The 21,541-nt window shown below is 39.9% G+C and carries 18 protein-coding genes and 1 pseudogene; 12 read left to right on the top strand and 7 right to left on the bottom strand.

The features are described 5' to 3' along the window. Positions 1-144 precede the first annotated feature (144 nt). The 3 genes from RMZ43_RS09190 to RMZ43_RS09180 all read left to right on the top strand — a co-directional run bounded on the left by RMZ43_RS09190 (position 145) and on the right by RMZ43_RS09180 (position 3,726). Positions 145-1,791 carry an ABC1 kinase family protein gene (locus RMZ43_RS09190; protein WP_322650078.1) on the top strand — a complete coding sequence of 549 codons (1,647 nt, stop codon included), beginning with the start codon at positions 145-147 and terminating at the stop codon, positions 1,789-1,791. Between the two features lie 101 nt (positions 1,792-1,892). Next, positions 1,893-2,873: an ABC transporter ATP-binding protein gene (locus RMZ43_RS09185; protein WP_322650042.1), complete on the top strand. Its 981-nt coding sequence runs from the start codon at positions 1,893-1,895 to the stop codon at positions 2,871-2,873. A 64-nt stretch (positions 2,874-2,937) separates the two neighbouring features. Beyond that, positions 2,938-3,726, top strand: coding sequence for an ABC transporter permease (locus RMZ43_RS09180; RefSeq protein WP_322650041.1), 789 nt, complete (start codon positions 2,938-2,940; stop codon positions 3,724-3,726). Positions 3,727-3,826: 100 nt separating this feature from the next. Here RMZ43_RS09180 and RMZ43_RS09175 read toward each other — a convergent pair whose 3' ends face one another. From RMZ43_RS09175 to RMZ43_RS09155, 5 genes are all read right to left on the bottom strand, one after another. Further along, positions 3,827-5,551: a serine/threonine-protein kinase gene (locus RMZ43_RS09175; RefSeq protein ID WP_322650040.1), complete on the bottom strand. Its 1,725-nt coding sequence runs from the start codon at positions 5,549-5,551 to the stop codon at positions 3,827-3,829. 152 nt (positions 5,552-5,703) lie between these two features. Further along, entirely contained in the window at positions 5,704-6,540 is an 837-nt protein-coding gene (locus RMZ43_RS09170) for an alpha/beta fold hydrolase (RefSeq protein WP_322653990.1), read from the bottom strand. Between the two features lie 119 nt (positions 6,541-6,659). Further along, positions 6,660-7,580 carry a bestrophin family protein gene (locus RMZ43_RS09165; protein WP_322653915.1) on the bottom strand — a complete coding sequence of 307 codons (921 nt, stop codon included), beginning with the start codon at positions 7,578-7,580 and terminating at the stop codon, positions 6,660-6,662. A 582-nt stretch (positions 7,581-8,162) separates the two neighbouring features. Beyond that, a complete protein-coding gene (locus RMZ43_RS09160; RefSeq protein ID WP_322653914.1) occupies positions 8,163-8,567 on the bottom strand; it encodes a VOC family protein in 405 nt (134 codons plus the stop codon). Between the two features lie 776 nt (positions 8,568-9,343). Next, the gene (locus RMZ43_RS09155) at positions 9,344-10,408 is read right to left on the bottom strand and encodes an NAD(P)/FAD-dependent oxidoreductase (RefSeq protein WP_322653913.1); all 1,065 of its coding nucleotides are present in this window, start codon (positions 10,406-10,408) and stop codon (positions 9,344-9,346) included. 144 nt (positions 10,409-10,552) lie between these two features. Between RMZ43_RS09155 and RMZ43_RS09150 the strand changes: the two genes are divergently transcribed. From RMZ43_RS09150 to RMZ43_RS09140, 3 genes are all read left to right on the top strand, one after another. Then, positions 10,553-11,395 (top strand): YaaW family protein, encoded by an 843-nt coding sequence (locus RMZ43_RS09150; protein WP_322653912.1) that lies wholly within the window; start codon positions 10,553-10,555, stop codon positions 11,393-11,395. Next, the gene (locus tag RMZ43_RS09145; protein WP_322650035.1) at positions 11,377-12,759 is read left to right on the top strand and encodes an O-antigen ligase family protein; all 1,383 of its coding nucleotides are present in this window, start codon (positions 11,377-11,379) and stop codon (positions 12,757-12,759) included. Before RMZ43_RS09150 ends, RMZ43_RS09145 begins: the two co-directional genes overlap by 19 nt. 292 nt (positions 12,760-13,051) lie before the next feature. Continuing rightward, a complete protein-coding gene (locus RMZ43_RS09140) occupies positions 13,052-13,564 on the top strand; it encodes a hypothetical protein (RefSeq protein WP_322650034.1) in 513 nt (170 codons plus the stop codon). A 111-nt stretch (positions 13,565-13,675) separates the two neighbouring features. On the opposite strand, the gene RMZ43_RS09135 is transcribed toward RMZ43_RS09140, so the two are convergent. Together RMZ43_RS09135 and RMZ43_RS09130 are read right to left on the bottom strand one after the other, a co-directional pair. Further along, the gene (locus RMZ43_RS09135; protein ID WP_100897830.1) at positions 13,676-13,864 is read right to left on the bottom strand and encodes a DUF6887 family protein; all 189 of its coding nucleotides are present in this window, start codon (positions 13,862-13,864) and stop codon (positions 13,676-13,678) included. Beyond that, positions 13,857-14,033 carry a DUF6888 family protein gene (locus tag RMZ43_RS09130; protein WP_322650033.1) on the bottom strand — a complete coding sequence of 59 codons (177 nt, stop codon included), beginning with the start codon at positions 14,031-14,033 and terminating at the stop codon, positions 13,857-13,859. The genes RMZ43_RS09135 and RMZ43_RS09130 overlap by 8 nt, the downstream gene beginning before the upstream one ends. 164 nt (positions 14,034-14,197) lie before the next feature. On the opposite strand from RMZ43_RS09130, the gene RMZ43_RS09125 reads away from it, so the two are divergent. The 6 genes and pseudogenes from RMZ43_RS09125 to RMZ43_RS09100 all read left to right on the top strand — a co-directional run bounded on the left by RMZ43_RS09125 (position 14,198) and on the right by RMZ43_RS09100 (position 21,369). Further along, positions 14,198-14,719 carry a Ycf51 family protein gene (locus RMZ43_RS09125; RefSeq protein ID WP_322650032.1) on the top strand — a complete coding sequence of 174 codons (522 nt, stop codon included), beginning with the start codon at positions 14,198-14,200 and terminating at the stop codon, positions 14,717-14,719. A 643-nt stretch (positions 14,720-15,362) separates the two neighbouring features. After that, entirely contained in the window at positions 15,363-16,553 is a 1,191-nt protein-coding gene (locus tag RMZ43_RS09120; protein ID WP_322653911.1) for an iron-containing alcohol dehydrogenase family protein, read from the top strand. Beyond that, positions 16,550-17,782, top strand: coding sequence for an aspartate aminotransferase (locus RMZ43_RS09115; protein ID WP_322653910.1), 1,233 nt, complete (start codon positions 16,550-16,552; stop codon positions 17,780-17,782). The genes RMZ43_RS09120 and RMZ43_RS09115 overlap by 4 nt, the downstream gene beginning before the upstream one ends. Positions 17,783-17,831: 49 nt before the next feature. Then, positions 17,832-17,981: pseudogene (locus tag RMZ43_RS09110) on the top strand (ArsR/SmtB family transcription factor); the annotation flags it as partial. 522 nt (positions 17,982-18,503) lie between these two features. Continuing rightward, complete coding sequence (locus RMZ43_RS09105) at positions 18,504-19,394, top strand: CHAT domain-containing protein (protein ID WP_322653909.1); 891 nt, start codon at positions 18,504-18,506, stop codon at positions 19,392-19,394. 25 nt (positions 19,395-19,419) lie between these two features. Then, entirely contained in the window at positions 19,420-21,369 is a 1,950-nt protein-coding gene (locus RMZ43_RS09100) for an ABC transporter substrate-binding protein (RefSeq protein ID WP_322653908.1), read from the top strand. The last annotated feature ends 172 nt before the right edge of the window (positions 21,370-21,541 follow it).

Raw genomic sequence — 21,541 nt, 5'->3', positions numbered from 1 at the left:
GGAATTGGGAATTGGGAATGGGGCATTGGGCATTGGGCATTGGTTATTAATTCTTGTCCCTCACTCCCCCTGCTCCCCCTGCTCCCTGCCCCCCGCCCCCTGCCCCATTCCCCACTCCCCACTCCCCACTCCCCACTCTCAAAAATGTTCCTCACCCAAACTGTTCCCCGTCAACGAGAAATTCTTGAAGTATTCCTTCGCAATGGCTGGGACTATATGCGAAGGTTACTTACTGGTGGCAAAGCTGATGAACCTCAGTTACCTACACCTGCGGTTTTAAAAAATATCCTGGTAGACTTGGGGCCAGTTTACGTTAAACTTGGCCAGCTAATGTCTACGCGTCCAGATTTACTAAACGCCTCCTATATTGAGGAACTATCAACTCTACAAGACGAAGTACCACCAGTTCCTTGGTCAGAGATAGAAATAATCCTCCGTAAAGAATTAAAACTTCCACTAGCAGAAACCTTCAGCACAGTTAACCCGATTCCAGTAGCAGCAGGATCAATTGCTCAGACACATCGAGCTACATTAATAGATGGTCGAGAAGTTGCTCTGAAAGTGCAACGTCCAGGAATTGATCTGACCATTGCCCAAGATATTGCTTTAATTCAAGGTATTGCCGATTTAGTAGCGCGGACTGAATTTGGGCAAACATACGAAATTAAATCCATTGCCGAAGAATTTACCAAAGCTCTAGAAGCCGAGTTAGATTTTACACGGGAAGCGGGTTTTACAGACCAATTGCGACGCAATTTATCTAAAAGTCGCTGGTATGATCCCACGCAAATAGTGGTTGCGGAAATTAACTGGGAATTAACTACAGCAAAATTACTGGTGATGGAATGGCTGGATGGAGTGCCGTTCCTAGCGGCGGATTTAGATAGTGACCCTAACGTTAAAGACTCTGCTGAAAAGCGTAAAGAAATAACTACTTTGTTATTTCGGGTATTTTTTCAACAACTATATATTGATGGCTTTTTTCACGCCGATCCCCATCCGGGAAACTTGTTTTATCTCAAAGATGGTCGTGTTGCCCTCTTAGACTGTGGCATGGTGGGAAGACTTGATCCCCGTACACAGCAGATATTAACAGAAATGTTGTTAGCGATCGTTGATTTAGATGCTCAAAGGTGCGCTCAATTAACTTTGCAATTATCAGATTCTGCTCAACCAGTAATTTTGTCGCGGTTAGAAAATGATTACGATCGCATGTTGCGAAAATATCACAATGTCAGCCTAACGCAAATCAACTTCAGTCAGATAATTTATGAAGTATTACAAGTTGCCCGCAACAATAAAATTAGATTACCTAGCAATATGGGTTTGTATGCCAAAACCCTAGCGAATTTAGAGGGTGTAGCGCGGACATTCAACCCAGAACTTAACTTTTTTGATGAAGTAAAACCATTAATTACAGACTTATTTCGTCGGCAATTATTGGGCGATAATCCAGTGCGATCGCTATTACGGACAGCCTTAGATATTAAAAGTCTGTCTCTCCAATCTCCCCGCCAAATAGAACTATTATTAGACCGAGTTACCTCGGAAACCTTACAGTGGAATTTATCGCTGCGGGGGTTAGATGGTGTGCGGCGTACTATGGACGATGCAGCGAACCGACTATCTTTTAGTATATTAGTGGGTTCGCTGATTATGGGTGCAGCAATTATTTCCACCAGAGCGCAGACAACACAGCTATCTTTTTTAAGTACCACCCTGTTTGCAGTCGCTAGTTTATTGGGTTTGTGGTTAATTATTAGTACATTGCGATCAGGACGTTTACGGTAAAACCATTTTAGATTTTGAATTTTGGATTTTGGATTGAAGGAAAAAGCCTTCGACTGAGCGCTCATGCCGCAATCTAAAATTTAATTTCTAACAAAAAAAATATGTCAATTATCATTGCTGAAAATCTGAGTAAATCTTATCCAGTGGCAGTTAAAAGTCCGGGTATCAAAGGTACAATCAGCCACTTTTTTCGCCGCACCTACCGCACAATTAAAGCAGTTCAGGATGTTTCCTTTGAAATTGCCCCTGGTGAAGTAGTGGGGTTTTTGGGCCCAAATGGTGCTGGTAAAACTACCACACTCAAAATGCTCACGGGGCTGATTCATCCCTCTAGCGGTACAGTCAAAGTTGCTGGACAAATTCCGTTTCATCGCAAAGAAGCATTTTTGCAAAAAATTACCTTGGTAATGGGGCAAAAGCAGCAGTTAATTTGGGACTTGCCAGCACTGGATTCTTTGAAAATTAATGCTGCTGTATATAACATCTCTGATAAAGAGTTCCAACGGCGGGTAGGAGAACTAACAGAGATGCTTTCCCTAGAAGGTAAGCTTACTCAACCAGTACGGAAGCTATCTTTGGGTGAACGGATGAAGGCAGAATTGCTAGCAGCACTTTTGCATCGTCCCCACGTATTATTTCTAGATGAACCAACGCTGGGACTAGATGTAAATGCTCAGGTAGCGGTGCGCGATTTTTTGCGCGATTACAATCAGCGTTATCAAGCTACAGTGCTGTTGACGAGTCATTACATGGCTGATATCACAGCTTTGTGTCAACGAGTGCTGTTGATTCACGAGGGAAGGCTAATGTATGACGGTAGTTTAGATGGACTACTAGAACGTTTTGCCCCATACCGGGAAGTTCATATAGAGTTAGCCCAACCTCTACCGATAGAAAAACTTATGACCTATGGTGATGTGCAACACTCAGAAGGGCGATCGGTGCATTTTATGGTATCTAGAGAGGCGCTCACCCGCACCGTTTCTAAGATTTTGACGGATTTGGAGGTAATTGATTTAACAGTTACTGAACCGCCTGTAGAAGAAGTTATTGGACGAGTTTTTCAGGCAGGTGTCGTGTAGTAGAGACGCGATTAATCACGTCTGTAAAGAATTCTAAGTAACTTTTGTAGCGAGAAGTGAATAAATGAAGCGGATAATTAGAAAAGCCTTAACTTTGCTATCAGTATACTATGCCTATATGGTTGAGTATCGAGCAGAACTAATCTTATGGATTTTGGCTGGGTCTTTGCCGATTATTCTTATGGGTATCTGGATACAGGCAGCACAAGGCGGGCAGTTTGGGCTATCACCTGTGGATTTTGCTCGTTACTTTATCACAGTTTTCATCGTGAGACAATTAACAGTTGTCTGGGTAATTTGGGACTTTGAAGCAGAGGTAGTGGAAGGCAAGCTTTCGCCCAAGTTGCTGCAACCACTCGACCCAGTATGGCATCATGTTGCACGTCATGTTTCTGAAAGATTTGCTCGGCTAATGTTTGCTTTTCTATTAGTGGGATTATTTTTTATTCTTTATCCCCAAGCTTTTTGGGTACCAAGTTTGAGTAGGTTTTTGCTGTTTACATTGGCAGCGATGTTAGCTTTTGCTTTGCGGTTTACGATTCAGTACACCTTTGCCATGTTTGCCTTTTGGACAGAACGGGCTAGCGCTTTAGAAAATTTTTGGTTGTTATTTTATCTATTTTTATCTGGTTTGATAGCACCTTTAGAGCTTTTTCCAGAACCTATGCAAAAAATAGTGATGTTTACACCTTTTCCCTATTTGATTAATTTTCCTGCGAGTCTTTTGGTAGGGCTACCCGTAGATATAGGGCGAGGATTTGGGTCAATAGTGGGATGGATATTAGTGTTTTTGGGTGCGAATCGCTTTCTTTGGCGTGCAGGTTTAAAGCGTTACTCTGGGATGGGAGCTTAAATAAAGGATGTAGATGAGCACAGTTGTAGTTTACGAGTAAAGTGGCGATATCTACGATGGATTAAGCCTATGCACTAATATATTTTATTTGCTAGAGATTTTATAAATTACTCGGTATTGTCTTAAACTTTTCTGCCGTTCCCAAAGAATAATCTTCTAACTTAAAATCAGCAAAAGGCTTCTTTTCTAACCTATTCCGTAATGCTTCATCAAGAATTACACCTGGTGATAGTTTTTTGACACCAATGATTATAATACTTCTCTGATATTTAGTTAAATCCTGATTTGCCTGACAATCACTCCGTTGAAATTGTCCTAAATTTAATAAACGATAACCTTTAATACTTGGTGTATTAATCAACAATTTTTTTACGAAAAATTGTATTTGTTTAGAACGTTCTAGAGCCATTCGCTGTTGAACTTCTATATTGCCTTTACAAGAAACTGTGCCTACAGAGATAATCTCACTAGGGTCTTGCATTATATTCTGTATACGTTCTTGTTCTAATTTTAAATTTAAAAGGTCAAGACTAATAATTTCATCATTATATTTAATTTGAAAATTGCTACCTAAAAGCCATTTATATTCTACTGATAAAACAGCTATATTAAATTCGGCTACCCTCCCCTGACTATCCTTACCTTCTTTATAAGGAAAATAATCAATGTTACCTTTTTTTTCTGGGTATTGCCCATAATTTTGCCTTACAGAAAATTTTGATGTCCGCGTTGCTAAAGCCACTATACTAATCAATCCTAATATCACTAGCAGTGCTACAAAAAATTTCAGTAGAGGTAATTCTTCTAGCTGTTTATGTGGAGCAAATGAAGTTTTAGTAATTAGTGGTGGCAATTGTTCGATATTACTATCCTTTACTAAATTAATATTTTCAGGAGTAGTTTCTGTTAGTTGGTTTTCAATTTCTTCTAAGCGTTGTAAAATCTCTTGGGCATTAGCGGGACGTTTTTCTATAGCTGGCGCTGTGAGCCAATCAATTAAGTTCAATAGTAAGGGTGAGATATGGATAGTATGATTTTGCCAGTGCAATAAATTTTGCTGCATATCATACATATCTAAAGGATGGTATCCCGTGAGTAAAAATATAAATGTGCGCCCCAAGGCAAAGAAATCTGATTGCGGTACTGCTTGAGCATTCATTTGTTCTGGAGCGCTGTAGCCAGATGACATAAGTGCTGTCATTCCGTCGCCGTTGTTGAGTTTATCTGGGTAGGTTCTATCAATTTCAGTGGCAGTGCCAAAATCAATTAGTATCAAATCCCCCCAGCCCTTACCAAGGGGGGATCTAATCATGATATTAGATGGCTTAATATCTCGATGCAGGTACTGTTTACTATGCACTAAATCCAAAATTTCTACCAATTGTTTTAACCAAGCTACAGCTTGTTCCTGCGAAATAGGATAATTCTGCTGCTGCTTTAACCATTGTTCTAAGTTGTATCCATCGATTTTTTCCATTGCAATGCAATGCAACACTAAACCATTTCGGGTTTGATATTGGAAGTAACTATCTTCTTTGGGAATGCCGGGATGCTTAAGTTGTCCTAATACGGTTACTTCTTGCTGAAATAGTTCTACTGCTTTAGCGTCCCCTGATAAATCCTCTTTGAGTATCTTGAGGATTTTAGGGGTATCTTGTTCATAAGCTTCATAAACTTTACTAAATCCTGTTTTGTCACTCAACAGGCTCATCACCCGATAACGCCCTAGCAATTCCAAATGGGAACCACAACTTTGACAAAAGCGGTTTTGATGATTATCCGGGTGGTTTGGTTTAGGACAAACGGGATTGATACAAAGGCTCATGAGTGGGAAGTGGGGAGTGGGGAATCGGGAATGGAGAGATGAGAGAGATGGGGGAATAACTAATGCTCAATGCGCCATGCCCAATCTCGCCAGACATCACTCCTATTAATTCTTCTGTTGCTGTATGATAATCCCGTCCAATAATTGATTTTCTATCTGTGTTCTGCCAAGAAAGCTGCTACAGTTTGGTTAAATGCCTCTGATTGTGTCAAAAACGGCCAATGGTTGCCGGGAACTTGACAGATGCGTAAGTTTTTAAGATAGGTTTTGTATGGTTTAATTTGCCAATCTTGGCGGTTCAAGCCTTGTTCTGGCTGGATGAAGATGGCAGGAGTGTCAAGAGGAATTGTAAAACCAGGTACTTGCATTACTGCTTCAAAAATCCCGTCGCGGGCGGCTATAGTAAATTTGCTGCCCCAACTACCATCAAGTTTTTGTTCTATTCCTGCTTGGAAGACTTGCTGCTGTAAGGAACTCCATCCTTGATATTGCTTTAACTGCTGTGCTTGTTGTTTTGCTTCTTCATAACTGGCAAAGGGGCCCATGCTTTTGAGAAAAGGCAAGAAGCGATACAGCATGGGAAAAGTTACCCTGAAAAGGCTGGGCATTTTCCAGATAAAAATTGGATCGACTAGAATTATACTCCGTAAACGCTTTGGGTTTTGCCTTGCCCAGATGGCGGCTAATTTGCCTGTCCACGAGTGGCTGACAATATGGGCAGATGTCCATCCGAGATGATCCATTAGTGCTTCGAGGTCTGCGATCGCACTTTCAAAGCTATAATCTTTCTCAGGCTTACTACTTTGCCCGTGTCCACGCATATCTGGTGCAACTATGTGGTAGTCTGCCGCTAGGTAATCTCCTAAACTAGACCACACTACAGCATGGTCGCCTAAGCCGTGTAACAGTAGTAAAGGTTCTTGCCCTTGGTTCCACTCTAAGTAAGAAAGTTGAATATCAGGCTTTGATAATGTTTGACGTACAGCCATCATTGCACATCCACCAATGAAGAGATAGTTTCGCGTTTATATATTACTGCGAAAGAAGATGGACGCGACCAGATGGGACTTGAAAGCGATAACAAAGCCTTGTAAGTTATTCCCCAATCTCAACTTTTCTCATAGGTCAAATTACCTCGATGCGATCGCGCATTTGGAGTCAGAGTAATTAAATCGTCAATATTGCGTTTCATTGTCTGGCAAATCGCATCTAAAGGTAAGTCGTTAGGGTCGTAACCAAAGGGGTTTTCTATCTCCAAGCCGATGGCTTCAATACCAAATACTGTAAAACCAACGAAAGCAGCAATTAAACCTGTCCACCAACCCAGACTTTGCACTATTTGAAATGGAAACAGGAAACAATATAGTAACAATAATTGCTTTAGATGAATGGAATAAGCTAATGGCATAGGTGTTTTTAAAATACGTTCGCAAGCACCTAAATTATCTACAAGACTATTCAATAATTCTTGCATAGATGTCAACTGGTAGCTATTAAGGCAATTGCGATCATACTGCTCCTGTAAATAATCTCCTATCCAAAAAGCAACCTCTATGGGGGGATTATTCATAATCTTCAGTTTTATATACTTACTAGATGGCATTAAATCTTCTAACTCACTATTAACTGTTTCTCCACGCAAATGTAATTTAGTTGTTACGGCAAAAGCTACCAATAAATTTAATGCTGTAATTTTATTTTCTTTATCTTCTGGTGAAATTTCATCAATTGATACCCAAATTTGCCGAGCCAAGTTTCGGATGTTATTTACTAAAGAACCCCAGCATTTTCTCCCTTCCCAAAATCGCTCATAAGCAGTATTGGTACGAAACACAAGTAACAAACCTAAAACGATACTAGGAATAACACTCCCTAAAATAGGTTGGGATACAGGCATCTTAAAATGGTAAAGTAAAGAAATCAAAAAGCCGAAAGCTCCACACCATAAAACATGTTTGTAAATTGCTTTCAAAACTGAACCTTTCAGTTGTAATTTTAGGCGTAGCCATGTGAGTTTTTCGGCTGTCATGTAGTCGTCACCCTAAGAGAATATTTACTGAACCGATAGATAAAATATCGATACTTTAAAAATAATAACTATAGTAATAGCACAATTGGCAGAGAGGATACTGTAATAAATACTGTTGCCATCACAGGATATCCTGGCGGTAATAAGTGTATCTTACCTTCTGTTACAATCTGCTGAAGTAGTTAGGGGAGGCTGATCCCAAGCGTATTGTCTTTTTTATGTAAAAGTCAAAAGCGATCGCGGTTAATTGTAATGAAATGTAAATATTTCTCGGTAGCTGCATAAACCCCGCGCCTCACGCCGATAAATTGATAAAAGAAAAAGTATATGGCTATCGGTCAGCAACCCCAATAAATCAAAAAGTTTTAACCTGTATAAATCCTGACGATTTAGGTTATGTGGAAAAACTTACGAAAAACCTAACCTCATAATCCCCTTTCTGGTGCGGGAAAGAGGAAATATTAAAGTTTCTCTTTTTAGGCTACCGTGTGTACACCGTAGCCTAAAAAGAGAGGGTTTTCCAGATACTGTGAAAAGTTCAGATACAAATCCTGCCCTGTAAATTACACCTTTAGACATAACTTATTTAGTTATGTCTTTTTTGTTAGTAGTCTCAAAACGTTGAATTTCAATTAAATAACCACTGGGATCGCGTAAAAAACAGTGGTAAATGTTGTACTTTTCATTTAGTGTAGGTGGTTTTTCAAATTCAACGCCACGTTCTTTAAGATATTCAAACCACTCATCTACCTCCTGTGTTACCAAGGTAAAAATGACACTTGATTGCTTGTCGGCTGGAGGAACTGATATTTCGCTTGTTTGACACAAACCTAAGTATCCAGAACCACTGACAGTATAAATATGACAGCTTCCTTGATCGAGCCATAACTCCAAACCGAGTTTTTGCTCGTAGAATTCTCTAGATACATTGAGATTGTGCGTATAAAAGAAGGTAATTTGCTCGTCGATTTGCGGATGAACAGACATAAATACATTTGAGTATATACCCTAAGGACATCGGGCGATCGCATCGGTCACAATTAATTGATGTTAGAAACCTGTTACTACTCCAGATGCGCTTAAGGCATCTGGAGTTTCTTTTTGAAAATAAACCATGTCTACGACGGACTGCGCCTACGCAATTTTCCAAATCATCCGGATATGCCAAAACACGGCTGAATAGGAATGTATACTGAATTATTTATATCTAAATATGGGGCATCAGTTATTGATGTACCCCTCCTGCCAAACAACTCTTGCAAAACAGCCTCAGATTAACTGGGGCTGTTTTGCGTTACTTCCAATAAAAAAAGTTGGTAAACGAGAAGTACAGTGGTTTGTCCTCATAGACTTTTATCTACATTTGGGTGTATACCCTGATGACGTAGGATTCTCTTACGGTGAAAATTTGGTATAGGTAAATGCGTATCTTTCCTGGCTCCAGATTTGCCACAAATATTTCTGGAGTTTTTTCATTATTAGAATTTATAGGTTTATAAGCGATCGCACCCCCAATTTTGACTAAATCAAAGTACGCTCGTATCTACATATAAATACTTATTTAGTTGTATATTCAATAAAAATATATTTTAACCTAGCAATGGTCAAAGTTTACACCTCAAAAGTAACATACGTAAAAAATATTAACCAATCCCACGCCTACGAAAACATCGCAAGTATTTCCAACACACTGCCGTGATTGTTGGTTTAGAAAAATAGCGACTCGCTAGACGGCAAAATCAGTCTAGCGACAGATGAAGGGATCAGAAAAAAACGTTTAAAAAGTTCACACAATCTAAAGGTAGATGACGCAACTGATGATTAATTTCATCAGCAGCAGCTAATCCAGAAAGCATCGCACCTTCGGCAAGATTGCCGCCACACCAATCACCACAGCAAACTAAAGGTAAGGGAGTTCCGGCAGACAAAAAAGCTTCCTGCCAAGGACGGCTAGGAAAGGCATAACGCCAACGATGTACTTGCATCCATTCGGGTGTATTCAGCCAAGGAAGGGAAAGAGATTCAGCTGCTCGTTGCAACATAAGCTGTCCAACAGGTTGTAAATCCTGGGATTCTAAATGGCGTTGAGCAAAATCAGCACTACTTTGCACCACAAAATGTGGTTGCTGAGGATTAGGACGCTTGCTACTATCCAAACCAATCCATGCTAAATCAGCATCATCTACAAAAGTTAGAGCTTTCCACTCAGGGAAGGGTTGGGATGTGGGAAAATATCCAGCGATCGCACTAATCGAAGGGTAAAATTCCACAGAACGCAAATTATCAAGAAAGACTGCATCTAATACACTTTCACCCAAAGGTTCTAACAGCATCACGGCTTGGGGTGCAGGAATGGCGACGACTAAAGCTTTTGCAGCTAGTTCTTCATTACTAGATTCGAGAGTCAAACGCCAACTATTTTCCGGAGTTGGGGTAATAGCGATGACACGCTGATTCAGTAATATTTCTAAACCTGGGGCAAGGGATTTAGCGATCGCACTCATTCCTCCAGGTGCAATATAACGCGGACTGCGGTTTTTGGGTTCAGATAAAGGAGTGCCTGCGGTGAGTTCGTAAACCTCCTCTGTCCAAACTTCGAGGATATGGCGCGATCGCAATATCTCCACAAAACGTCTAAATAATTCACCCTTTGGCTTCAGGTAACAAGCCCCATGATCCGCGCAAGTTCCATGCAAGCGGCGTGTAGCCAGCCGCCCTCCAAAACCACGGGACTTTTCCACCACTAGCACCGAATATCCAGCTTGACTTAACTGCTGGGCGCAGACTAAACCGGCTATTCCGGCACCAATCACTGCAATATCAGTCATGAGTCAATAGTCCCTAGTCATTGGTTATTAGTTATTAGTCATTAGTTATTCGTTATTATCAAAGGACAAAATTACTACTAATGACTGCTGAAAGCTAATAGTAGAATAAGGTACACAAAGCTGCATAGAAGGGAGGAACGGAAATTGGATGAAATGAGGGCGGCGCTAGAGTTAGCAACCGAAGAAGAATTGCAAGATTTAACAGCAATTTTATTTAGTCGTAAGTTCAATCCCCTAGACTATGTACACACACCCGAACCCATTGAAGTACAAAGCCAAGACCGCAAAGCTTGGCTAGATGCACTAGAGGGTCGCTTTCGCTTTTTGGCGGCAGACGGAATGACAGTATTGCGGGGACGCACAGGCCAGGTAACTTACCGAGAAGCGTTAGTTCACGTATGTAAATATCTAAAAATTCCCTATTCTAATCAGCTGCCAACCATTGATTTAGAAGCAGAAGTATTTTTGCATCTGCTAGGACAGGTGTGGAAAAAACTGCCTGAACAGGAAAAGCAAAAATTGACTTTACAGGTGCAGCGTCAGCTTGTCAAATCAGAACTAAAAGAACCACTACCACTTTTATTGCAACGTGACCCCTTGGGGTTACTTTTCAAAGGCGGTAGTGCGATCGCTGTTACTTCCATGCTCCAGCCGTTTGTACTTAAGCAAATTGCCCGTCAATTTGCCATCCACTTTGCTACTTATGAAGTAGCTAAACAAGCGGCAATTACAGGCTCAGAAGCAGCTGCAACGCAATTTCAAAGCTATGTAAGTATGCAAATGGCTCGACGGGGTATGACTATGAGCGCAGCTCGTTATGGGGCAGCCCGCACTATGTTTGCTGTGATTGGGCCGATAATGTGGACTTGGTTTTTTGCAGATTTAGGGTGGAGAGCGATCGCTACTAACTACGGTCGGATCATCCCGACTATTTTCACCTTAGCTCAAATTCGCCTCACTCGTGAGGAATGTTGGGAGCCAGCTTGAACAAGGTTTTTGACTATTTTAAGTCTCGTTGGCAATCTGCTTGGAACTACTCTCTATGGGCACTGTTAATCTTCCCATTGAGTCCTTTAGTGGGGGCTGTGACTATCGGTTTTGTATCATTAATAACTTGGTTGAAACAATCCCGCCAAATTAGTCGCCGTCCCCTCAACTGGGGATTTGCCCTTTTGAGTGTCTTACTAATCATCAGTGCTGGGTTTGCCGATGGTAAGACATTAGCTTTCCTCGGCTTATTTAATTTATTACCCTTCTTTTTACTTTTTGTTGCCCATAGCGCCCTGATTCAAACATTTGCCCAATTGCGGCAAATGGCTTGGGTTTTGGTGATCGGTTCTATGCCCCTAATAATTATCGGCTTGGGGCAGTTATTTTTGGGCTGGAGTTTGAATTTAGAGATTTTATGGGTTGTGTTAAATTGGATAATCGTACCAGGAGGAAATCCGCCAGGTCGCATCGCCTCACTCTTCTTGCACGCTAACACCTTCGGAGCTTATCTAGCGATAATTTTCATTCTTAATTTAGGGTTGTGGGTAGAAAACTATCAGCAACTAAGAATCAAAAATAAACAGTCATTTCCCTTCCATCTCCCCACTCCCCACTCCCCACTCCCCTTTCTTTTCCTAACCGTGGCGATGATTACAAATTTCATCACCTTAATTTTTACCAACTCGCGTAATGGGTGGGCGATCGCTATTTTTGCCTGTTTAGCTTATGCACTCTACCAAGGTTGGCGCATTCTTGTGGGTGGTGTCGCTGCGATCATCTCTAGTGTACTTTTGGCAGCTTTTGCTCCCTCACCAGTCGCTCAATTTTTTCGTCAGTACGTTCCTGCCTTCTTTTGGGCAAGGTTAAATGATGACATGTATCCAGATAGACCAGTCGCTTTAATGCGAAAAACTCAGTGGCAGTTTGCCTGGTCTTTAGCTCAGGAACATCCTTGGACTGGCTGGGGATTACATAGTTTTAGTACATTCTACAAAGCGCAGATGCATACTAGCTTAGGTCATCCCCATAACTTGTTTTTGATGTTATCTGCTGAAACTGGTTTTCCCAGTACTCTGTTATTTTTTGGCTTACTCGCTTGGATTTTGATTAGAGGTATCCAATTATTCCGAAAGTCAAAATATATAAATCAAGAAGACAGATTGATATTTTTCAGTTATCTTCTGGCTTTTGTTGGGTGGGTTCTATTGAATACAGTGGATGTAATCATATTCGATTTTCGTTTGAATGCGTTTTCATGGTTAATTTTGGCTGCTGTTTGTGGAGTAGTATATCGTTATAACCTACATGATAGGCTTGCATCTCATCCAAATGAGTCAAGAAATGACAGACAGCAACTTTAAATATCCATCATTTTATTTTCAGTGTATGCACTGGGGACATTTAGAGTTTCAAGTTAATAAGATTACTATATTCACGTCTGTGAGTGTAACTAATACCTCATTAGTTACTGTTGCTGATTGTTGGGAAGGTGTAGGGACAACCCTTTGGGGTTTTCCTGCATGACGGGCATCTCTTGTAGATGCCCTTTTGTATATATATTTATTATTTTTCTTAAGTTCAACACAATTTTAAAACCTGTTGATTTGACAGAATATCTGAAATAATTTGACCTTTTATAAAGGAATGTAAAACATGGTTGCTGAAATGAAATTAGGTCTTTGTAACCCGCCAGAACCTATTTATTTGTATGTGAAAAGCGGAGAATTAAACGGGGAATCTTACTTGTGGTATAACTACGATAATGATAAAACTATACCTGTACAACAAACAGGGCTAACTGGCTATATATCCGAACTTAAATTAACGACGAAAGAATTTAGAGAAAAGGACAACATTAAATTAGATATCGTTGTTAGAGCAGATGAAATTTATGTTGTTAGGACTGGGATAGAAACGAACTTTGCTAAAACTTTCCTTTTAGCTGTATCATGTGTCCAGGACTTTTCCAAGCCCCTAATTATCGCTGCAATTGCTGGAAAAGAGAATGTGGTTTTTTGTAACCTCTACGACGCGGCGACTAAAATCAGAATTCGTTCTGAATGGAACAGAGATGCCGATTGGCTAGCAATCATTGATAGTGTTCAAACTAGGTTGCAGACATCTAAAAGTTCCCATATTATCTCTGGTGAGCCAATACTATTCTAGAAAAACTGAAGAAACAGAGAAAGTGGGTTAAGTAATTTCTTTCCCAGCTTTATTATCTACAACCTAATAAAATCGCATTGCTCCCTAACAGAGTAATGATGTATTTTTTAACTATGGCTCTAACCCTTGGTTACGTTTTTCTTGGATGACTTGTTGTAGTTCATCTACTGAATTGAGACGTTTGCCATTAGACTGAACGTGTAATGCTAGGGCGTGAATTGCTTCACTATCGCCACGATTTTGTAAGATATAATCTCGCAATTGCTTGCGTGTCATTTCTCTAAAGTTAGGCTTATTCATAATCAACCTCTGCTTCTAGATTAATTACAACAACTGTTTCTTCACCTGCTATTACTACGATGTTATTTGTTCGCTCATCTAAGATAACTAAATAAACCGGGAGATACATTCGTGTTAGCCAAGTCAAGACTCGGTATAACTGTTTCAATTGTTCTGAGGTTGGCTCCATTTCACCGCTCAACTTAGGCTAAACCCAAGTTTAAACTTTATTATGACTGCGATAGCACCCAATATTCTGATTGGCATTAAAGACTACGATAAGCAGTATGGTGTAAGCTCTCGGTAAAATAGGTGTGTCGGTAACGAAAAAAAGACGCATCCATAACCAACCTTATGTTCACAACAGCTAACTTTCTTCAGTACACCCAATGGTCAGGTATAGCTACTTTGCTATTTGCTGCCTTAACAGTTTTGGCTTTTATTCTCAAATGGGGCCTCCGCTTTCGCCTAGTGGGTACAACTGGCTTTATGCTGGTGGTGACGGCTGGTTTATTTGCACTCTCCATAGTCCCCTTGAGTCGGACTGTGATTCCAGGAGCAGCCCATTACACTTTAGTTTATGATAATGGGTCAACACAAGCGGTGATTGCCACATCACCCCAAATTACACCCACCCAATTAGATGCAACTTTACGTCAAGCAGTTAGTAATCTGTTTTCTTCTGGTCGCTCAGGTACACGGGAAGAGGACAAGTTGACTGTTCGCGCTCGTACCATTATCCACCCGGAACCAGGGACTTCTGTACCAGTTTACTTGGGTGAAGCCAAGCGATCGCTCGTTTCTCGTGAAAATTCTGTAATCGCAGTCGAAATTTACACAGAAAAATTCGCCCAATTGCCAAAATCTACGGCTTAAGGGGCAGGGGGCAGGGGGAGTAGGGGAAGAAAATACTTTCTCATCTCCCTCATCTCCTTACTCTCCCTGCCTTCTTTGATAATAATTTACCTTTTACCAGGATGACATAATTTATTTTGTATTTACCGATACATTTATGGTTATTTTTAGATTAAGATATTCACACTTTTAGTGGTGACACTTTGGGAAAAAGTTAATTAGCGCGACGGCAGTGGGTACTGGCAATTATGATTTGTCAGTTTTTATCTTAATTACCACTGTTGACATTTTTACAAGTTTTTGCAGCAAATGAATTAGCTGTCGGAGCGTAGAGCTAAATGTTCGTCCCTAAACACCTATCCATAGCTGGAATGACCATTGACTAGATTATTCAGTTCTCAATCTCTTTTCTTGAGAATCTGAGAATGGTAATGTTAATTAATTATACGGTTATTCAAAACTTTGATAGTTCGGAATTTCAGGCTAATGGGCATTATAGATTCAAGCAACTTCGTGAAACTACCTTTCTAGTTTATTGCTTGGCTCAAATCCAAATGAGTCGGGTGTAAGGTTGGAGCCATCCAAAAAGCAGTTTGACAACAAGCATTCCTTGTCACCAGTCTATTAGATTAAGAAATATCAAGGTTTTGGCAAACTAGATTATATGTCTAATCAAATTTCTACTCAACCTTCTTTGTCTACTCAAACCTCTAGTTCATTATTTACCCTCACAGTTGCCCCAGCAAAGGTAATCCGTGGTTCTGGGGTGTTGCAAGCAGCCGCAGCAGAGATCGCCTGTTTGGGAAGTCGTCCCTTAGTTGTGGCAGGTGATTCTACTCTCGCCATCAGCCGAAAAAATTTGCTCCCAGTTTTAGAAACGCAACAGTTACATACTGCCCAAGCGTCATACAGTGCAGATTGCTGTGAAGCTAGCCTGAAATCTTTGCAGAAGAAAGCAAAAGAACACAAAGCTGATGTAATTATCGGTGTTGGCGGTGGCAAAGCGTTAGATACAGCGAAATTAGTCGCGCATCAGTTACAGTTACCAGTGGTGACAATTCCAACATCAGGATCTACCTGTGCAGCTTGGAGTGCCCTGTCGAATGTTTATTCGGAAAATGGGGCGTTTCTTTACGATGTGGGGCTGTCTCGTTGTCCCGATTTATTGATACTTGATTATGACTTGATTAAAACTGCACCACAACGGACTTTGGTAGCTGGAATTGGTGATGCGATCGCTAAGTGGTATGAAGCCTCGGTTAGCAGTGGGCATTTGCAAGACACTTTAATTATTGCGGCGGTGCAACAAGCGCGAGTTTTGCGAGATATTTTGTTGCAAAAGTCAACCCCCGCCCTGAAAGAACCAGGTAGTGAGGTTTGGCGAGAAGTCGTAGACGCGACTGTTTTATTAGCTGGGGTAGTTGGAGGACTGGGAGGAGCGCAGTGTCGCACAGTTGCGGCCCATGCCGTGCATAATGGTTTAACGCACATTTCAGGACATGGCAGTATTCATGGCGAAAAAGTTGCTTTTGGAATTTTGGTACAACTGCGTTTAGAAGAAATGCTACAAGGCAATCAACTAGCAGCATCAGCACGACAACAGTTGTTAAAGTTCTACACAGAAATTGGACTGCCACAAAAATTAAGTGATCTGGGATTGGGCAATATTACATTAGGCGAGTTGCAAACAGCCGCCGAAATTGCCCTAGTTCCTAATTCTGATATCCACCGACTACCGTTTAAAGTCGCGCCAGAACAGTTAATGGCGGCAATGGTTTCTACCACTGCACCCATAGATAGTAGAGATATGAATCGAGTTTCGCCCAAGGGAATCAGTGACGAGGTTGAAGCATGAGTTTAAATTGGATTGTCCCAGCAGAACGTATACAAAAACTACCACCCTATGTATTTGCCCGTTTAGATGAACTAAAAGCTAAAGCACGGGAACAAGGATTAGATTTAATTGATTTGGGTATGGGAAACCCCGATGGTGCAACACCAGCACCAGTTGTAGAAGCTGCGATCGCTGCTTTAAAAAATACTGCTAATCATGGTTATCCCCCTTTTGAGGGGACTGCTAGTTTCCGCAAGGCGATTACCAACTGGTATCATCGCCGTTATGGTGTGGTTCTTGATCCTGATAGTGAAGCTTTACCGCTACTCGGTTCTAAAGAAGGATTAACTCATTTAGCGATCGCCTACGTTAACCCTGGCGATTTAGTTCTAGTTCCTTCCCCAGCTTATCCTGCCCATTTTCGGGGGCCTGCGATCGCAGGCGGAAAAATTCACAGCTTGATCCTCAAACCAGAAAATGACTGGTTAATTGATTTAGCTGCAATTCCAGATGAGGTTGCAAGACAAGCTAAAATTCTCTATTTCAACTATCCCAGTAATCCCACTGCTGCCACAGCCCCCCGCGAATTTTTTGAAGAAATCGTCGCCTTTGCCCGCAAATATGAAATTTTGCTGGTGCATGATTTGTGTTATGCCGAGTTAGCTTTTGATGGTTATCAACCCACTAGCTTGCTAGAAATTCCCGGCGCGAAAGAAATTGGTGTGGAATTTCACACCTTATCTAAAACCTATAATATGGCTGGTTGGCGTGTTGGGTTTGTGGTAGGTAATCGCCATGTAATTCAAGGTTTACGGACACTCAAAACTAACTTGGATTACGGAATTTTTGCAGCATTACAAACAGCAGCCGAAACCGCTTTGCAATTGCCAGATGTGTATTTGCATGAAGTACAACAACGCTACCGTACCCGCCGCGATTTCCTGATTCAAGGGTTAGGAGAGTTGGGTTGGGATATTCCTAAAAGCAAGGCAACTATGTATCTTTGGGTGAAGTGTCCTGTGGGTATGGGTTCCACGGATTTTGCCTTGAATGTGTTGCAGCAAACTGGCGTTGTTCTTACCCCAGGTAATGCCTTTGGGGTTGCAGGTGAGGGTTATGTAAGAATCAGTTTGATTGCCGAATGCGATCGCTTGGGTGAAGCTTTACATCGCTTTAAGCAAGCTGGTATCCGCTATCAACCTGAAAACGTAGTTTCTACTTCAGGAGCAATCGCTGATCTCGTTAGTTGATTAGCCACTTAGTATTAACGTGTAGGAATTGCTACGACAGCAATAATTCTGTGTGTGTGATTTGTGCGAGGCATTGGGGGTAAATCAGTCGAAACTATCTTTTCATCTGAAAACCCTCAAAGAAGCTAACTTAGTTAACTCCCGTCAAGAAGGATGCTGGATTTATTACAGCTTGAATTTGCCCCAGTTTAGTGTTTAAGAAGAATATCTGACAGATTTTAGCCATAGTAGCGTAATTTCATCTACCCGTTTCTGCTAGGATTAGGGGTAAGTACACTTACTGAGTATGAATAGCAAACGAACAGAAAACCGAGTTAAGGATTACTAGCGAGTTATTGAAAAGTTACTGCGATACTTCTTGAAATAAAGCGGTAATGGGAAAACTGGGAAATAATTTAACTACTGTCTTGGTACGGTAATCAACTGCAAAGAACTGATATCAAAACTGAATCATGTTGCCTTAATCCCTACGGCAAAAGTTAATATTAACTAACCTTTGTAAATAATCTAACCAAATACTTCCGCACCTTTAGATCAAAGAGTGTGAGAATCTGGTAACAATAAAACAATTTTGTTTTTTATTTAAGGTTTGGGTAAATTTAGATTTACCAACACTTACTACAGATGTACTACCTTAACGATAATACTGTGTCAATTAAATAAGAAAAATTTATAAATTTATATTATCAAACTTTAATAAATGGTAACAACAATCTTAATTTTGGCAGCAAATCCTAAAAATACATCACGGTTGCGTTTGGAAGAGGAGGTGCGTGAAATCGATGCTGCATTGCAAAGAGCCAAACACCGCGATCAGTTTGTCTTAAAGCAGAAGTGGGCAGTGCAGCCAAGGGAAATTATACAGGCAATGTTGGATATAAAACCACAGTTCGTTCATTTTTCTGGGCATGGAACAGGAGATGCGGGTTTGGCATTTGAAAATGAAACTGGGCAGGTAAAGCTAGTCGATGGAGAAGCCCTAGCTGGACTATTTTCTTTGTTTGCCGATCAAGTTAAATGTATTGTCCTTAACGGTTGCTATTCTCAAGTACAGGCAGATACAATCTCTCAACATATTAACTATGTGATTGGCATGAACAAGGCAATTGGAGATAAAGCAGCAATTGAATTTTCTGTGGGTTTTTACAATGCTATAGGAGCAGAATGCTCCGTTGAATTTGCTCATAAAATTGGCTGCAAAGCAATTCAGTTAGCAGGTATTCCAGAGCAATTGACCCCGACTCTAAAGAAAAAAATAAATGTTGAGGAGAAAGACCAGCCTCTAACCTCGGATGAATTATTGTCTAAGTCAAATCAAGAACTAAATGATTCTGATAAAAAACTACTTGTAGATATTTTAATCCGTAGTGGACAAGCAGAAAATTGTGAACGAAAAGCACTATGTATAAAAATTGGAATTGACCCTGCTGGACTTAACTTTATTGATAATAATTCAGATAATACTTTTTCTACAAGGCTTATTAACTATTTGCACAATATAGATGACCAAGAAGGTCTTTGTAAAATTTGTAAGGTACTTGAAGGTATTTTTCAAAGAAGTAAGTACTTGACTGATTTAGAAAGTATTAAGTCAAAATTAAATTGTATATAGGATGAAAAGTTAGGTTTTAATCTTTATGTCTCAAAATCTTTTAGACTCCTTCGATCAAGAGAGATTAGCACAATTATTAACTGATAGTCAACAATCAAACACACAAGAGCGAGTAACGTTATGTATAAGAATTGGAATCGACCCTGCTGAACTTAACTTTCTCGACAATACTGCTGATGTAACTTTTTCTAGAAGGCTTATTCACCATCTAATTAGAATAGGTAACGAACAAGCCCTTTGCAAACTTTGTTATGAGGTACTATTTCCGATTTTTTCTAATAACCAAAAACGTATGCCTATTTTAAACTATATTGCCGAAAAACTCAATTGTCGTAGAAGTTTAATTCCACTTACTTCTCATTATGTTCCGCCAGTTATAGATCCAACTCCAATAATAAAAATTGTTATCTTTTCTATCCTTGGGATTGGAGTAATTGGAGTAATCGCTATCATTATTAAATTGATATTTTTTTCAGAGACGCAAGTATCTGATAAAACTCCAATATCCAGTGCATCTTCACCTACTCAAATAAATACTAATAATGATGGTTATAATATAAATCTAGATATGATTAGTGCAGGAGAAAGGAATTTAGCCAAATATGAAGGAAATAGTTCGCTAGAAAAAAGCAACTTTAAAAAAGCAAAAGACTTGGGAATAAATTACCTTGAGAAAGGTCAATATGACCTTGGAATTCAACAACTAAAAATTGCAAGAAGTTTCTACAATAATTCACCTGAAACATTAATCTACCTTAATAATGCCAATATTGGCCAAAAATCAGCGTACACTATTGCAGTTGCTGCATCTATAAGTCAAGATGATAACTATGGTTTGGGAGTTCTACGTGGTGTTGCTCTAGCCCAGCAAGAAATTAATAAGAATATTCAAAATAACAACTCATCTCTAAAATCTCCTATAAAAGTTGTACTTGTAGATGATCTAAATCTTGTAAATTATACTCTAGCTAATTTTTTAACTCAACCAAGTATTAATATATCAAACAGAAATCCAGACATAAAAATAGTAGGTTTGATTGGTCATCAAATTAGTGATTTGACACTTAATTTAGGAAACATTTATAATGATAAAAAATTACCCGTTGTGTCTCCTTCCTCAACTTCTACAGAACTTTTTGGAAAATTTACGTATGTACATCCTGTTGCTCCAAGTACCTATCAAATGGCTCAGAAATTAGCTCAAGAAATAAAACTTCAACAAATTGAAAATAAAAAAGTTATTGTGTTTTACGATCAAAAAGAGGCATTTAGTAAATCATTCGGGGAAGAAATTTGCAAGCTGCTAGTGAAACCAGAGATAGAAGATTGTGAACTTTTAGATTGGAGCAGACAATCTATTGATGTTCAAAAACGTCAGCAAATAAATGTTCAAAAACCAGGAATAGTAATTGCATTTAATCCAAACAGGATAACTGATGATAATCGTCTAAAAGCCAATCAAATCATCGATCTTGCTGTTGCATCTGGAAAGAAATTATTCGCAGGGCCTACTCTATATGACTTTTCCCTTGTAGATACTATTAGAAAGAAAGAAGTTACTCTAGTTAGAGTAAGTCCTTGGGATAGGAAGTTCTCGATCAGCGATTTAAGACCAAGTATTGTACAAAGTATTGTAAACAATAACAAGACATTTTTAGATTTAAATACAACGACTTGGAAAGCAGATGTTAATTGGTTCACATTAATGGGTTATAATGCAACTATGGCTTTATTTGAAGCAATTAAAAAATCTGGCTCGCTCCCTCCATCTGATGATGCGGCAGTTAACGAAATTCGCAAAAAGATAAACGATCAGTTGAGTGGAGATTTTAGTGCGACTGGAGCTTTAGGGGAAATTCACTTTAAAAATGGCTTTGTTAATGATGGTAATTTGATTTGTTTATCGACAATATCAAAAAATAGTCAAGATACAGCAGAGTGTGAGTCAAGTCAATCACTTCCTATTAAACCATAATTAAACAGGTAGGAAGCAGGAGGCAGAAGGGGAGAGGATTTTACTTGTTTCTTCCATCCATAACGGAAGCGAGCGCGTCCGTAAACAGCTTCTGTCACTATCAAGAGGACAATCTCTATAAGCTTTATCAGTCAAGCAATACAAGCTATTCTATAACAAAAACTTGGTTATT

Origin of the sequence: Nostoc sp. CmiVER01, assembly GCF_034531135.2 — a bacterium.
In the GTDB taxonomy this organism is placed as follows: domain Bacteria; phylum Cyanobacteriota; class Cyanobacteriia; order Cyanobacteriales; family Nostocaceae; genus Nostoc.
This window is presented reverse-complemented; position numbering and strand designations above follow the sequence as displayed.

What these genes read in the sequence shown, in the direction of transcription:
- RMZ43_RS09160 (WP_322653914.1), bottom strand. Translation starts at nt 8,567, where the DNA reads ATGTCTGTTCATCCGCAAATCGACGAGCAAATTACCTTCTTTTATACG.
- RMZ43_RS09165 (WP_322653915.1), bottom strand. Translation starts at nt 7,580, where the DNA reads ATGACAGCCGAAAAACTCACATGGCTACGCCTAAAATTACAACTGAAA.
- RMZ43_RS09175 (WP_322650040.1), bottom strand. Translation starts at nt 5,551, where the DNA reads ATGAGCCTTTGTATCAATCCCGTTTGTCCTAAACCAAACCACCCGGAT.
- RMZ43_RS09125 (WP_322650032.1), top strand. Translation starts at nt 14,198, where the DNA reads ATGTTCACAACAGCTAACTTTCTTCAGTACACCCAATGGTCAGGTATA.
- RMZ43_RS09135 (WP_100897830.1), bottom strand. Translation starts at nt 13,864, where the DNA reads ATGAATAAGCCTAACTTTAGAGAAATGACACGCAAGCAATTGCGAGAT.
- RMZ43_RS09170 (WP_322653990.1), bottom strand. Translation starts at nt 6,540, where the DNA reads ATGGCTGTACGTCAAACATTATCAAAGCCTGATATTCAACTTTCTTAC.
- RMZ43_RS09120 (WP_322653911.1), top strand. Translation starts at nt 15,363, where the DNA reads ATGTCTAATCAAATTTCTACTCAACCTTCTTTGTCTACTCAAACCTCT.
- RMZ43_RS09130 (WP_322650033.1), bottom strand. Translation starts at nt 14,033, where the DNA reads ATGGAGCCAACCTCAGAACAATTGAAACAGTTATACCGAGTCTTGACT.
- RMZ43_RS09115 (WP_322653910.1), top strand. Translation starts at nt 16,550, where the DNA reads ATGAGTTTAAATTGGATTGTCCCAGCAGAACGTATACAAAAACTACCA.
- RMZ43_RS09185 (WP_322650042.1), top strand. Translation starts at nt 1,893, where the DNA reads ATGTCAATTATCATTGCTGAAAATCTGAGTAAATCTTATCCAGTGGCA.
- RMZ43_RS09190 (WP_322650078.1), top strand. Translation starts at nt 145, where the DNA reads ATGTTCCTCACCCAAACTGTTCCCCGTCAACGAGAAATTCTTGAAGTA.
- RMZ43_RS09145 (WP_322650035.1), top strand. Translation starts at nt 11,377, where the DNA reads ATGTTGGGAGCCAGCTTGAACAAGGTTTTTGACTATTTTAAGTCTCGT.
- RMZ43_RS09180 (WP_322650041.1), top strand. Translation starts at nt 2,938, where the DNA reads ATGAAGCGGATAATTAGAAAAGCCTTAACTTTGCTATCAGTATACTAT.
- RMZ43_RS09100 (WP_322653908.1), top strand. Translation starts at nt 19,420, where the DNA reads ATGTCTCAAAATCTTTTAGACTCCTTCGATCAAGAGAGATTAGCACAA.
- RMZ43_RS09155 (WP_322653913.1), bottom strand. Translation starts at nt 10,408, where the DNA reads ATGACTGATATTGCAGTGATTGGTGCCGGAATAGCCGGTTTAGTCTGC.
- RMZ43_RS09140 (WP_322650034.1), top strand. Translation starts at nt 13,052, where the DNA reads ATGGTTGCTGAAATGAAATTAGGTCTTTGTAACCCGCCAGAACCTATT.